The 14522-nt window shown below is 54.4% G+C and carries 11 protein-coding genes; all 11 read left to right on the top strand.

Annotated elements, in window-relative coordinates; all coding sequences use genetic code 11:
- The first annotated feature begins 24 nt into the window (after nucleotides 1-24).
- The 11 genes from rny (at nucleotide 25) to mutL (ending at nucleotide 14363) form a co-directional block, all read left to right on the top strand.
- Nucleotides 25-1581, top strand: a complete 1557-nt coding sequence (rny, locus tag CD000_RS08990; RefSeq protein WP_011230797.1) for a ribonuclease Y — start codon at nucleotides 25-27, stop codon at nucleotides 1579-1581.
- A 101-nt stretch (nucleotides 1582-1682) separates the two neighbouring features.
- The gene (locus CD000_RS08985) at nucleotides 1683-2477 is read left to right on the top strand and encodes a TIGR00282 family metallophosphoesterase (protein ID WP_011230798.1); all 795 of its coding nucleotides are present in this window, start codon (nucleotides 1683-1685) and stop codon (nucleotides 2475-2477) included.
- 128 nt (nucleotides 2478-2605) lie between these two features.
- Entirely contained in the window at nucleotides 2606-2866 is a 261-nt protein-coding gene (spoVS, locus tag CD000_RS08980; RefSeq protein WP_003251598.1) for a stage V sporulation protein SpoVS, read from the top strand.
- A gap of 92 nt (nucleotides 2867-2958) precedes the next feature.
- Entirely contained in the window at nucleotides 2959-3882 is a 924-nt protein-coding gene (locus tag CD000_RS08975) for a dipeptidase (RefSeq protein ID WP_096225490.1), read from the top strand.
- A gap of 155 nt (nucleotides 3883-4037) precedes the next feature.
- Complete coding sequence (locus CD000_RS08970) at nucleotides 4038-5810, top strand: 2-oxoacid:acceptor oxidoreductase subunit alpha (protein ID WP_096225489.1); 1773 nt, start codon at nucleotides 4038-4040, stop codon at nucleotides 5808-5810.
- Complete coding sequence (locus CD000_RS08965) at nucleotides 5777-6643, top strand: 2-oxoacid:ferredoxin oxidoreductase subunit beta (RefSeq protein WP_011230801.1); 867 nt, start codon at nucleotides 5777-5779, stop codon at nucleotides 6641-6643. Before CD000_RS08970 ends, CD000_RS08965 begins: the two co-directional genes overlap by 34 nt.
- A gap of 228 nt (nucleotides 6644-6871) precedes the next feature.
- Nucleotides 6872-8467 carry a tRNA (N6-isopentenyl adenosine(37)-C2)-methylthiotransferase MiaB gene (gene miaB / locus CD000_RS08960; RefSeq protein ID WP_011230802.1) on the top strand — a complete coding sequence of 532 codons (1596 nt, stop codon included), beginning with the start codon at nucleotides 6872-6874 and terminating at the stop codon, nucleotides 8465-8467.
- The gene (locus CD000_RS08955) at nucleotides 8445-8876 is read left to right on the top strand and encodes a YlbF/YmcA family competence regulator (RefSeq protein ID WP_011230803.1); all 432 of its coding nucleotides are present in this window, start codon (nucleotides 8445-8447) and stop codon (nucleotides 8874-8876) included. The genes miaB and CD000_RS08955 overlap by 23 nt, the downstream gene beginning before the upstream one ends.
- A 223-nt stretch (nucleotides 8877-9099) precedes the next feature.
- Nucleotides 9100-9648 carry an outer spore coat protein CotE gene (locus CD000_RS08945; protein WP_011230804.1) on the top strand — a complete coding sequence of 183 codons (549 nt, stop codon included), beginning with the start codon at nucleotides 9100-9102 and terminating at the stop codon, nucleotides 9646-9648.
- Between the two features lie 96 nt (nucleotides 9649-9744).
- Entirely contained in the window at nucleotides 9745-12456 is a 2712-nt protein-coding gene (gene mutS / locus CD000_RS08940; RefSeq protein WP_013523438.1) for a DNA mismatch repair protein MutS, read from the top strand.
- A gap of 14 nt (nucleotides 12457-12470) precedes the next feature.
- The gene (gene mutL / locus CD000_RS08935) at nucleotides 12471-14363 is read left to right on the top strand and encodes a DNA mismatch repair endonuclease MutL (RefSeq protein WP_096225487.1); all 1893 of its coding nucleotides are present in this window, start codon (nucleotides 12471-12473) and stop codon (nucleotides 14361-14363) included.
- Nucleotides 14364-14522 lie beyond the last annotated feature (159 nt).

Below are 14522 nucleotides of genomic sequence, written 5' to 3'. Positions count from 1 at the left end.
CGAACAGCAAGAGGAGGTGAAACGATGGGTTCGATCATCATCTCCGCTTTGCTTGCCTTAGTCATTGGTGCCGTTGTTGGCTTTTTTGTTCGCAAATCGATTGCCGAAGCGAAAATCGGCGGGGCGAAAGCCGCTGCCGAACAGCTGATTGAGGAGGCGAAACGCGAGGCGGACGCCTTGAAAAAAGAGGCGCTTCTCGAAGCGAAAGACGAGATTCACAAACTGCGTACGGAGGCGGAGCGTGATATCCGCGACCGGAGAAGCGAGCTCCAAAAACAAGAAAACCGCCTGATGCAAAAGGAGGAAAATCTCGACCGCAAAGATGAAGCGCTCAACAAACGTGAGGCGTTGCTTGAGGCAAAGGAAGAAGCGTTGAACGAAAGACAACAGCATATTGAACAAATGGAAAGCAAAGTGGAAGCGCTCGTCAAACAACAACAAGCCGAACTTGAACGCATTTCCGGCCTGACGCGCGACGATGCCCGCCAGCTCATTTTAGAGCGCGTCGAGAAAGAGCTGTCGCATGAGATTGCGATGATGATCAAAGAGGCGGAAACGCGGGCAAAAGAGGAGGCAGACAAACGGGCAAAGGCGATTTTGTCGCTTGCCATCCAACGTTGCGCCGCCGACCATGTCGCCGAAACGACTGTTTCCGTCGTCAATTTGCCAAACGACGAAATGAAAGGGCGGATCATCGGGCGCGAAGGGCGGAACATCCGCACGCTCGAGACGTTGACCGGCATCGATTTGATCATCGACGATACGCCGGAAGCGGTCATTTTGTCCGGATTTGACCCGATTCGCCGCGAGACGGCGCGCATCGCGCTCGATAAGCTTGTGCAAGATGGCCGCATCCATCCAGCGCGCATTGAGGAAATGGTCGAAAAGGCGCGCCGCGAAGTGGATGAGCATATCCGCGAAGTCGGCGAACAGACGACGTTTGAAGTCGGTGTTCACGGCTTGCATCCGGATTTGATCAAAATTTTAGGGCGGCTCAAGTTCCGAACGAGCTACGGACAAAACGTCTTAAAACACTCGGTGGAAGTGGCGTTTTTAGCCGGACTGATGGCGGCCGAGCTTGGGGAGGACGAAATGCTGGCGCGCCGGGCCGGCTTGCTTCATGACATTGGCAAAGCGATCGACCACGAAGTCGAAGGAAGCCATGTGGAAATCGGCGTTGAGCTGGCGACGAAGTATAAAGAACATCCGGTCGTCATCAACAGCATCGCTTCCCACCATGGCGATACGGAACCGACGTCGGTCATCGCTGTGCTCGTCGCGGCGGCCGATGCGCTGTCGGCGGCGCGGCCGGGAGCGCGCAGCGAAACGCTGGAAAACTATATCCGTCGTCTAGAGAAGCTTGAAGAAATCGCCGAATCGTACGAAGGCGTTGAAAAATCGTACGCCATTCAAGCTGGGCGTGAAGTGCGCATTATGGTCAAACCAGATATGATCGACGATTTGGAAGCGCACCGGCTGGCGCGTGACATCCGCAAACGAATCGAAGAAGAGCTCGATTACCCGGGCCATATTAAAGTGACGGTCATCCGCGAAACGCGGGCGGTCGAATACGCGAAATAAAGTGGCTATTGCCACTTTCTTTTTTTGTGCGTAAAATAGGAGGGTATAACGATGCGGAGATGGGCGCAAGGCGATATTTTTCGTTTAGAAAGGGATCAGGGATGAGAATTTTATTTATCGGCGACGTCGTCGGTTTGCCGGGGCAAAAAATGGTGGAGCACTATTTGCCAAGGCTGAAGGAAAAACATCGGCCGGACGTTGTTGTGATCAACGGCGAAAACGCCGCCGGCGGGAAAGGAATCACCGAACCGATTTACCGGGCGCTTCTCGCTTGGGGGGCTCATGTGATCACGTTGGGCAATCACGCATGGGACAAACGCGATATTTTTGAGTTTATCGATCAGGCGAAGGCATTGATTCGCCCGGCGAATTACCCGCCCGGCACGCCGGGAAAAGGCATCGTCTTTGTGCCGACCGAGCATGGCGAAGCGGCGGTCATCAATTTGCAAGGGCGGGCGTTTTTGCCGGCGATTGACTGCCCATTTCAAAAGGCGGACGAGCTGATCGCCGCCGCCTCCGCGCGCACGCCGGTCATCATCGTCGATTTCCATGCCGAGGCGACGAGTGAAAAACAGGCGATGGGCTGGTACTTAGACGGCCGCGTATCCGCGGTCATCGGCACGCATACACACGTCCAGACGGCCGATAACCGCATTTTGCCAAGAGGGACGGCGTACATTACCGACGTTGGCATGACCGGTCCATACGACGGCATTTTAGGCGTCGATCGAGAGGCGGTGCTGCGCAAATTTTTAACCGGGCTGCCAGTTCGTTTCGACGTCAAGGAAGGACGAAGCCAATTGAATGCCGTCTTTGTTGATGTAGACGAAAAAAGCGGACGGGCGTTTCGCATTGAACGGTTGATCATTAACGATGACCACCCTTATTTTGAATAGTCCATCTTTTAAAATTTTTTTAAAATGTCCTCCTCCCATGCAGGAATAGTTGTCGAAACAGTGAATATAGTTACAATGAAGACCTTTTACCGAAATCATTTTCCAAGGAAACGAGGGAGGAGCTAGGAATGGAAATATTAAAAGTTTCAGCAAAATCGAATCCGAACTCTGTAGCTGGTGCACTTGCCGGGGTGTTGCGCGAGCGCGGCGCAGCGGAAATTCAAGCGATCGGCGCAGGTGCACTGAACCAAGCCGTTAAAGCAGTAGCGATCGCACGAGGGTTTGTGGCACCGAGCGGCATGGACTTGATTTGCATTCCGGCGTTTACGGATATTATCATCGACGGAGAAGAGCGGACAGCGATCAAATTGATTGTCGAACCTCGTTAACTGGATGATCAGACAATGGCGGCTATAACCTGTTGGCGCCTTCGGCTGCGAAGGCAGGCAGGTTATTTTTGCTTTTTCAAGGGGGGAACGGAATGATCTTCGATGCACATTGCGATGTGTTGATGAAGTTATGGCAAGATCGGTCTCTGTCGTTTTACGACGGAGCTTCGCTTCACGTCACTCTTTCCGGGATGGCGGAAGCAGGGGTGAAAGTGCAATGCTTTGCCATCTACATACCGGAAACGGTGCCGGAGGAAGCCCGGTTCACTGTTGCGCTGGAGATGGTGGACATCTTCTTTGCCCGCATTATCGATGCGTTTCCGTCTGTGAAGTTCGTGCGGACGAGACGGGATATCGCCGCCCTTAAAAAAGAGGAAGTCGGCGCCATGTTGACGCTGGAAGGGTGCGACGCCATCGGCGTCAACCTTGTCAAGCTAAAGACGCTCCTCCGCCTCGGCGTCGCTTCCGTAGGGTTGACATGGAACTTCCCGAACGCTGTCGCTGACGGAGCGTGGGAGAAGCGCGGCGCCGGGCTGACGGCGTTTGGCCGGCAAGTCGTTGCACTTCTTAATGAAGCAAAACGATGGGTCGATGTGTCCCACTTATCGGAGAAAGCGTTTTGGGATGTCATCGAGATGGCTCGGTTCCCCATCGCTTCCCATTCCAACGTGCATCGTCTATGCCCACATCCACGCAACTTAACCGACGAGCAGATCAAAGCGTTGATCGAAAAAGACGGCATGATCGGCATTAATTTCGTTCCGTATTTTTTGACGGCGAAGAAAAACGAGGCGATGATCGCTGATGTGCTTCGCCATCTCGACCATATATGCGCGCTCGGGTGGGAAAACAACGTCGGGTTTGGCTCCGACTTCGATGGCATCACGGAGACGGTCGCCGGCCTTGGAACGGTAAGGGAATATGCGCGGCTTGTCAACGAGTTGTACAAGCATTACTCCACCGAGCAAGTATCCCGCTTTTTATTCGGCAACTTCTACGCCCATTTGCCGGAGTGACGAATATCACTGAGTATCGGCTCTGCGTATCCTAGAATAGGAGACAGGGCATCCGCGGCGCCGGCTGAAAAAGGCGTTCAAAATGGTAGTTTCCTTGTCAGAAAAGTGGTACAATAGTAGCGAAAGGCTGGAGTGAATATAAAGGGGTGTAATTCATGATCGAACAGCTGTCATGGAAGGTAGGCGGCCAGCAAGGGGAAGGAATTGAAAGTACAGGGGAAATTTTTTCCACAGCGCTGAACCGCCTCGGATATTACTTATATGGATACCGCCATTTTTCTTCACGCATCAAAGGGGGTCATACGAACAACAAAATTCGCGTCAGCACGAAACCGGTGCGGGCGGTCGCTGATGATTTGGACATCTTGGTGGCGTTCGACCAAGAGGCAATCGACTTCAACTTCCACGAGCTGCGTGACGGCGGCATCGTCATTGCGGACGCCAAATTCAATCCAGTGATTCCGGAAGGAAAAGGAGTGGCGCTTTACGCCGTTCCGTTCACCGATATCGCTACACAGCTTGGCAATCCGCTGATGAAAAACATGGTTGCCATCGGCGCGACAAGTGCGGTGCTCGATTTGGACGCCGCCGTGTTCGAAAGTGTTGTTGTGGATACATTTGGGCGCAAAGGGGCGCAAGTCGTTGAGAAAAACATGGAAGCGATTCGCGCTGGAGCGCAATATATGAAAGAGCAGCTCGATGGTTCGACGAAAACGATGAAACTAGCCAAAGCCGACGGCAAACGGCGAATGTTCATGATTGGCAACGATGCCATCGCCTTGGGCGCCATTGCCGGCGGGGCGCGCTTTATGGCCGCCTATCCGATCACCCCAGCTTCGGAGATTATGGAGTATTTGATTAAAAAGCTGCCGGATTTTGGGGGCGCGGTCATCCAGACAGAAGATGAAATCGCAGCCTGTACGATGGCGATCGGCGCCAACTATGCGGGCGTGCGGGCGTTCACCGCTTCCGCCGGACCCGGGTTGTCGCTTATGGCCGAAGCGATCGGACTAGCTGGGATGACGGAAACACCGCTTGTTGTGGTTGACACGCAACGAGGCGGTCCAAGCACCGGCTTGCCGACAAAGCAAGAGCAGTCGGATTTGCTCGCGATGATCTATGGCACGCACGGGGAAATTCCCAAAATTGTCATGGCGCCAAGCACGGTCGAAGAAGCGTTTTACGATATGGCGGAAGCGTTCAACTTAGCTGAGGAATACCAATGCCCGGTCATTTTCCTGTCGGATTTGCAGCTGTCGCTCGGCAAGCAGACGGTTGAGCCGCTTGATTACGATCGGATCGAGATCCGCCGCGGCAAGCTGATGAATGGTGAGCTGCCGCCGCTTCCGGACAAAGACAACTTCAAACGGTATGAAATCACGCCGGACGGTGTTTCGCCGCGGGTGCTGCCGGGAACAAAATACGGCATCCACCATGTCACCGGGGTCGAACACGCCGAAACAGGCCGCCCGTCAGAGACGGCGGCAAACCGCCGGGCGCAAATGGAAAAACGGATGCGCAAACTCGAGCACATCCACTTCCCGACGCCGGTGCACAAACAACTCCGCCACGAAGAACCGGATTTGCTCCTTGTTGGCTTTTTATCGACGCGCGGAGCCATTGAAGAAGCGATGGAGCGGCTCGAGCAAGATGGCGTCAAAGTCAACCATGCGCACATCCGTCTGCTTCATCCGTTCCCGGTTGACGACGTGCGGCCGCTTATCGAGAAAGCGAAACGAGTCGTCGTCGTCGAGCAAAACGCCACCGGGCAGCTGGCGAACTTGTTGAAAATGAACGTCGGGCACGCTGATAAAATCGCCAGCGTCTTAAAATTCGACGGCAATCCGTTCTTGCCGGGCGACGTCTATACTAAATGCAAGGAGTTGTTAGCGCAATGGCCACCTTTAAAGATTTCCGCAATGATGTGAAACCGAACTGGTGTCCGGGGTGCGGCGACTTTTCCGTGCAGGCCGCCATCCAGCGCGCGGCCGCCAATCTCGGGTTGGAGCCGCACGAACTCGCGGTCATTTCCGGGATCGGCTGCTCGGGCCGCATTTCCGGCTACATTCACTCTTACGGCTTTCACGGCACGCACGGCCGCGTTTTGCCGCTGGCGCAAGGAGTGAAAATGGCGAACCGCGATTTGACGGTCATCGCCGCCGGCGGGGATGGCGACGGATTCGCGATCGGCATGGGGCACACGGTTCATGCCATTCGCCGCAACATCGACATCACATACATCGTCATGGACAACCAAATTTACGGGTTGACGAAAGGACAAACATCGCCGCGCAGTGCTGCCGGCTTCCAAACAAAAAGCACGCCGCACGGGTCGATCGAGCCGGCTTTGTCGCCGCTCGAGATCGCGTTAAGCGCCGGAGCGACGTTTGTCGCGCAAGGTTTCTCAAGCGATTTAAAAGAATTGACGAGCTTGATTGAGGAAGGCGTCAAGCATAAAGGCTTTGCGCTCATCAACGTCTTCAGCCCGTGCGTGACGTACAACAAAGTGAATACGTACGAGTGGTTCAAAGAGCGGCTCATCAAGGTGAGCGACATCGAAGGATACGACCCGTCCGACCGGGAGATGGCGATGCAGACGGTCATGAAATACGATGGGCTCGTCACCGGGATCATTTATCAAAACAAAGAACAAAAGTCGTACCAAGAGCTTGTGCCAGGCTACAGCGAGGCGCCGCTTGCCGAGGCGGAGCTGAAAATGAGCAAAGAAAAGTTCGCCGAACTCGTAGCAGAGTTTATGTAAAAATGGAAACAATTTGCACCCGATGGAGGCTTGCCTCATTGGGTGTTTTTTGTTATCATGACATGTTCCGGTCCTCCGGAACAAACCCCATTGTGTTTCCTTGCCGCTCGCGATATACTATGGTAGTGTGTGGTTGGAAGAAATTTGCCGAGGCGAGGCCGGCTGCACAGGAAACGGCGGCCGCTCGTCTCGGATGATCGAATGATTTTGTGAAGAAAGGAGATTGCTATGAACGAAAAACAACGTTTGGAGCAAACGGGACAAATCAAAACCGAAAGCCATCCAGCGGACAGAAAATCCGCCTTGGACCGGCTGAAAGAAAAAACGACGAAAGACTATGAGAAATATTTCACGAGCGTGTTTCTCCCGCCGAATTTAAAAGAGGCGAAGAAACGCGGCAAAGAGGAAGTCAAGTACGTCAAAGACTTTTCGATTCCTGAAGAGTTTCGCGGCATGGGGCGCGGACGGAAGTTTTACATCCGCACGTATGGCTGTCAAATGAACGAGCACGATACGGAAGTGATGGCCGGCATTTTCATGGCGCTCGGCTATGAGCCGACCGACCGTCCGGAAGAGGCAAACGTCATTTTGCTCAACACGTGCGCGATCCGTGAAAACGCGGAAAACAAAGTGTTTGGCGAGCTCGGCTACTTAAAGCCGCTCAAAACGACGAACCCGGACTTATTGCTCGGCGTGTGCGGCTGTATGTCGCAAGAAGAATCGGTTGTCAAGAAAATTTTAAAGCAATACCAATACGTCGACCTTATTTTCGGCACGCACAACATCCATCGCCTGCCGTACATTTTGCATGAGGCGTACATGTCGAAAGAAATGGTCGTCGAAGTATGGTCGAAAGAGGGCGACGTTGTTGAAAACTTGCCGAAAGTGCGCAAAGGGAAGATTAAAGCATGGGTCAACATTATGTACGGCTGTGACAAGTTTTGCACGTACTGCATCGTTCCGTACACGCGCGGCAAAGAGCGAAGCCGCCGTCCGGAAGACATCATCCAAGAAGTGCGCCAGCTCGCCGCCCAAGGCTATAAAGAAATTACGCTCCTTGGGCAAAACGTCAACGCTTACGGAAAAGATTTCACCGACATCCAGTACGGCCTTGGCGATTTAATGGATGAGCTGCGCAAAATTGACATTGCGCGCATCCGCTTCACAACGAGCCATCCGCGCGACTTTGACGACCGGCTCATCGAAGTGCTCGCCAAACGCGGCAACTTGGTTGAGCATATCCATTTGCCGGTGCAATCGGGCAGCACGGAAATTTTAAAAATGATGGGCCGCAAATATACGCGCGAGGAGTACTTGGAGCTCGTTCGCAAAATCAAAGCCGCCATTCCGGATGTCGCGTTGACGACGGATATTATCGTCGGCTTCCCGAACGAGACGGACGAGCAGTTTGAAGAAACGCTGTCGCTTTACCGTGAAGTCGAATTTGACTCGGCCTACACGTTCATCTATTCACCGCGCGAAGGCACGCCGGCGGCGAACATGAAGGACAACGTGCCGATGGAAGTGAAAAAAGAGCGGCTCAAGCGTCTCAACGACCTTGTTCAGGAAATCGCGGCCAAGAAAATGAAGCAATACGAAGGGCAAGTCGTCGAAGTGCTTGTGGAAGGCGAAAGCAAAACGAATCCGGACGTATTGGCGGGTTATACGCGCAAAAACAAGCTCGTCCACTTCGTCGGCCCCAAATCGCTCATTGGCCAATTGGTCAACGTGCGCATTACGCAGGCAAAGACGTGGACGCTGACGGGCGAGCTAGTCAATGAAGCGATCGAGGTGAACGAACATGGCAAAATATACGCGGGATGATATCTTGGCCCAGGCGAAGCAGCTGGCGAAAATGATCGCCGAAACGGAAGAAGTCGACTTTTTCAAACGAGCGGAAGAAAAAATCCACCAAAACGAAAAAGTGCGCACGTTGATCAACGAGCTGAAATCGTTGCAAAAGCAAGCGGTCAACCTTCAGCATTACGGAAAACATGAAGCGCTGAAACAGGTTGAGGCCAAAATTGACGCCATTTACGAAGAGTTGTCGCAAATTCCGATCGTCAGCGAATTCCAGCAGTCCCAATCCGATGTGAACGACCTGCTTCAGCTCGTCGCCTCGACGATTTCGAATACGGTGACCGATGAAATTCTCGCTTCGACGGGCGGCGACGTGCTGCGCGGCGAAACCGGCGCCGCGCTTCGCTACAACAAACACGGCGGCTGCCATTAATGGCATGCGGCTCAAAAGCGTCCTTCGGGGCGCTTTTTTTCTTATGGGCGCGCTCTCCCTTCCCCCAAACCACGGGCGGCTGCCTGGCGGCAAAAAAGAAGGCACATCGAACGGAGCAGGCGCATACAATGAACTATACGGAATAATGATTCATTTGCTGTGCACATTAGCGGAGATGGCGCATAGGATGAAATGAAGATTCATTTGAGGAGGGTTCCGTTCGATGTCTGAATACAGAGAAATTATTACGAAAGCCGTTGTCGGCAAAGGCCGCAAGTTTACACAATCGACCCATACGGTGACGGCGCCGAACCGCCCGTCAAGCATTCTTGGCTGCTGGATCATCAACCACCGTTATGAAGCGAAAAAATGCGATAAAACGGTCGAAATTCACGGCCATTATGACATCAACGTCTGGTATTCGTACAACCACAATACAAAAACCGAAGTCGTCACCGAAACGGTGTCGTATACGGACGTCGTCAAATTAAAATATCGCGACAAAGATAATTTAATCAGCGATGACACCGATGTCATCGTCCGCGTCATCCAGCAGCCGAACTGCCTCGAATGCACGATTTCGCCAAACGGCAATAAAATCGTTGTCGATGTTGAGCGGGAGTTTGTCGCCGAAGTGATCGGCGAAACGAAGGTGTGCGTTGCCATCAATCCGGAAGGATGCGGCAAGGACGACGATTTTTGCGACGAGGATGACCTTGATGAAGAATTAGAAGATTTAAGCCCAGATTTGCTGCTTGGCGAAGAAGAATAAAACTAGGAAATTTCTTTCCTAGTTTTTTCTTTTGCCGCTTGTTATAATAGTAGCGCAATCAACGAGCCTTCGGGCCGAAAAGGTTGGGGAGAAGCGATGCCATCGTACACACCGATGATCCAGCAATATTTGCACATTAAAGCGCAATATCCGGACGCGTTTTTATTTTTCCGGCTTGGCGATTTTTACGAACTGTTTTTTGACGACGCCATCAAGGCGGCGCAAGAGCTGGAAATTACATTAACAAGCCGCGATGGCGGCGGCGATGAACGGGTGCCGATGTGCGGGGTGCCGTACCATTCGGCGCAAGGATATATTGAGCAGTTAATCGAAAAGGGATATAAAGTCGCCATTTGCGAACAAGTCGAAGACCCGAAAACGGCCAAAGGCGTCGTTCGCCGCGAAGTTGTGCAGCTCATCACCCCAGGGACGCTCATGGAAGGCAAAGGGCTCACCGAGAAGGAAAACCACTACTTGGCGGCGCTCACGCCGTTTGCTGATGGTACATACGGATTGGCTTACGCCGATTTGTCGACCGGCGAGGTCCGGTTGACGCTTCTTTCTTCGTGGGAGGAAGCGGCAAACGAATTGCACGCCGTTGGAGCGCGGGAGATCATCGTTGCCACAGACAGCGGCGAAGAGTGGGTGCGCGAGCTGAAAGAGCGGTACGGGGCGGCGGTCTCTTATGAGGACGACACATCTCTATGCGACGAATGGAACGGCGTCATCGGCCATGTGGCGCAAGAAAAGCTGCGGCAGGCCGCAGCCCGCTTGCTTCATTACCTCGTCCGCACGCAAAAGCGGCGGCTCGATCATTTGCAGCCGGCTGAGTTGTATCAAGTTGACCACTATATGAAAATGGACCGACATTCCAAGCTGCATTTGGAATTGGTCGAAACGGTGCGGTCAAAAGGAAGGAAAGGCTCGTTGTTATGGCTTCTGGATGAAACGGTGACAGCGATGGGTGGGCGGCTCTTAAAACAATGGCTGGACCGGCCGCTCATTGATCGGCGCGAAATCGAACGGCGCCTCGATTTTGTGGAAACGTTGAAAACGAGCTATTTTGAACGGCAGGAGCTGCGCGACAGGCTGCGCGGCGTTTACGACATTGAGCGCCTTGTCGGCCGTGTCTCCTACGGCAACGCCAATGCCCGCGATCTCGTGCAGCTGAAAAAGTCGCTTCTTCAAGTGCCGGCGCTCCGCCAGACGGTCGGCGCACTGCCGCTCGCTGAAGCGGACAAGCTGTGCGAGCGCCTTGACCCGTGCGAAGAGCTCGTCGATTTGCTCGAGCGCTCGATTCAAGAACAGCCGCCGCTTTCCGTCAAAGAAGGGAACCTCATCAAAGACGGATATGACAAGCAGCTCGACCGCTACCGCGATGCGAGCCGCAACGGCAAGGCGTGGATCGCTGAACTTGAGGCGAAGGAGCGGGAAGCGACCGGCATCAAATCGCTCAAAGTCGGCTACAACCGAGTGTTTGGCTACTATATTGAAGTGACAAAGCCCAATCTCCCCCTTGTTCCGGAAGGACGTTACGAGCGGAAGCAGACGCTCGCCAACGCCGAGCGGTTTATCACCCCGGAGTTGAAGGAAAAAGAGGCGCTCATTTTGGAGGCGGAAGAAAAAAGCATCGAACTCGAATATGAACTGTTTGTCGCCATTCGCGAGCAGGTGAAGCAATACATCCCGCGCCTGCAGACGTTGGCGAAAGCCATTGCCGAGCTTGATGTGCTTCAATCATTCGCAACGATCAGCGACGAGTATCGCTACGTGCGTCCGCAGTTTTCCACGGAGCGCGTCTTGGTGATTCAAGGCGGCCGCCACCCGGTTGTCGAAAAAGTGCTCGGCGCGCAAATGTACGTGCCGAATGACTGCTACATGAACCGCGAGCGGGAAATGCTGCTCATCACTGGACCGAACATGGCTGGAAAAAGCACGTACATGCGGCAAGTGGCGCTCACCGCCGTCATGGCGCAAATCGGCTGTTTCGTTCCCGCCGAGCGGGCGGTGCTGCCCATTTTTGACCAAGTGTTCACCCGCATCGGCGCTGCTGACGACCTGTCGGCAGGACAAAGCACGTTTATGGTCGAAATGTTGGAGGCGCGCCACGCCATCGCTCATGCGACACAAAACAGCCTCATTTTGTTTGATGAAATCGGGCGTGGCACATCGACGTACGACGGCATGGCGCTCGCCCAGGCGATCATTGAGTACATTCACGACCATATCGGCGCGAAAACACTATTTAGCACCCACTACCATGAACTCACCGCCTTGGAGCGTTCGCTCCCGCGGCTTTCGAACGTCCATGCCCGCGCCATCGAGGAAAACGGCAAAGTCGTCTTTTTGCATCAAATCGCCGACGGGCCGGCCGACAAGAGCTACGGCATTCACGTCGCCGAACTGGCCGGGCTGCCGGCTTCGCTCATTGAACGCGCGCGGGCCATTTTAGCGGAACTGGAGAAAGCGGCGGGAAAACAGGAAGCCGCCGCAGGCAGGATGGACGATGGCGCTTTGGCGGAAGCGGGTTTGGCTTTTCAGGGGAACGAAGCGTTAGACGTCGGCAGCAAGGTTGAGCGCGAGAAGGCCTCCCGTCCGTCAGCCGGCGCGGCGCGGGAGGGCGTTTTGGCGGAAGCGGCGTTTGAGCAGCTGAGCATGTTTCCTGACCTTGCCCCGGCGCCTGTGGAGCCGCCTCTTTCAAGCAAAGAGAAAAAGGCGCTCGCGGCGCTGAAAGAGATCAATTTGCTCGAGATGACGCCGCTTGAGGCGCTCAACAAACTGTATGAACTGCAAAAGCTCCTCAAGTAAAGGAGGGAGGCCCGATGGGACGCATCCGCAAGCTCGATGACCTGCTGGCAAACAAAATCGCCGCCGGCGAGGTCGTCGAGCGGCCGGCTTCGGTCGTCAAGGAGTTGGTGGAAAACGCCATTGATGCCCATAGTACGGTCATCAACATCGAGCTTGAAGAGGCGGGAATGGCGAAAATCCGCGTCATCGACAACGGCGACGGCATGGAGGAAGACGACTGCTTGCTCGCTTTTGAACGCCATGCGACAAGCAAAATTCATGACGAGCACGATTTGTTCCGCATCCGCACGCTCGGGTTCCGCGGTGAGGCGCTGCCGAGCATCGCTTCTGTATCCGAAGTGGAGCTGACGACCGGCACGGGCAGCGGACCGGGAACGAAGCTTGTGCTTCAAGGCGGCGCACTCGTCTCCCGCGAGCGGGCGGCGGGGCGCAAAGGAACGGATATTACCGTATCGAACTTGTTTTTCAACACCCCAGCGCGCTTGAAATATATGAAAACGATCCACACCGAGCTCGGCCATGCGGCCGACGTCGTCAACCGGCTAGCGCTCGCCCATCCGGACGTATCATTTCGCCTCCGCCACCAGGGCAAAACATTGCTTGCCACCAATGGCAGCGGCGATGTCCGGCACGTGCTCGCCGCTATTTACGGCGCCGAGACGGCGAGGCAAATGATCCCCATCGAAGCGGAATCGCTCGATTTTACCGTTCGCGGCTACATTTCGCCGCCGGACGTGACGCGCGCCTCGCGCAACTACATCTCGCTTGTTGTCAACGGCCGCTATGTGCGCAGCGTGCCGCTCATGAAAGCGATTGAAGCCGGCTACCATACGCTCTTGCCGATCGGCCGCTATCCGATTGTGTTTTTATCCATTGAAATGGATCCGGTGCTTGTCGATGTCAACGTCCATCCGGCAAAGCTCGAAGTCCGCTTTAGCAAGGAAGCAGAGCTGAATGAGCTCGTCACAGACGCCATCCGCCAGGCATTTCGCAAGCGGACGCTCATTCCGTCCGTATCTGCCGACAGCAAGATGGCAAAACCAAAGGCGGAGCAGGCGGCTTGGACGTTCACTCATCGCGTCCGCGAGCCGTCTGTCTTATCGAGCGACATCGGCGGCGGGGAAGATGCGACCGCCCCTCTTGCGCCGCTAACCGGTGACGCACCGGCTGAGCGGCCATCCGCGGCTGTGCAGACGGATGAATGTGGAATACTGGACGAACATGGGCCCGCTTTCGAGCGAAAGCAGGAGGAAGAGGAGGGAGAAGAGCGGTGCTCTCCCCGCTTGCCGACAGATGGGCAAGCGGAGGATAAAGCGGCGGCCGATCGCCTGCCGCCGCTTTATCCGATTGGACAATTGCATGGGACGTACATTTTGGCGGAGAACGAACATGGGCTGTATATGATCGATCAGCATGCGGCTCAAGAGCGGATCAACTATGAATATTTCCGGGAAAAACTCGGCGAAGCCACGAAGGAAGTGCAGGAGCTGCTCGTTCCGTTGATGTTTGAATATCCAGCCGACGAGTACGAGCGGATCGCCGCCTGCCGCGATGAGCTGGCGCACTGCGGCGTGTTTCTTGAGCCGTTTGGGCCGCGGGCGTTTCTCGTTCGCTCCCATCCGACGTGGTTTCCGAAAGGGAGAGAAAGGGAAATCATCGAGGAAATGATCGAACAAGTGTTGGCGGCCAAAACGGTCGACATCAAGCAATTGCGCGAACAAGCGGCGATCTTAATGAGTTGCAAGCGCGCCATTAAAGCAAACCAACATTTGCGCCAGGATGAACTGTTCGCTTTGCTTGAGGCGCTGCGGCAGACGACGGACCCATTTACTTGTCCCCACGGCCGGCCGATCATCGTTCATTTTTCGACATATGAAATTGAAAAACTATTTAAACGGGTGATGTAGCCTGCGCCCCCTTTGTGCGACAAAGGGGGCGCTTTTTGTAATCGTTTTGTAATCTACTTTTATTCTTTCTGTTACAGACGGATTGCTTTGATTTTACTATAATGGCTCATGTGTAGGAATACGTGGTGAATTTTGTAGAGTGATAGCGAATTTTGTATA

The sequence above is a fragment of the Geobacillus sp. FJAT-46040 genome (assembly GCF_002335725.1).
Taxonomy (GTDB): domain Bacteria; phylum Bacillota; class Bacilli; order Bacillales; family Anoxybacillaceae; genus Geobacillus; species Geobacillus thermoleovorans.
The sequence above is the reverse complement of the archived record's forward strand: the minus strand, read 5'-3'. Positions and strand labels throughout refer to the sequence as shown.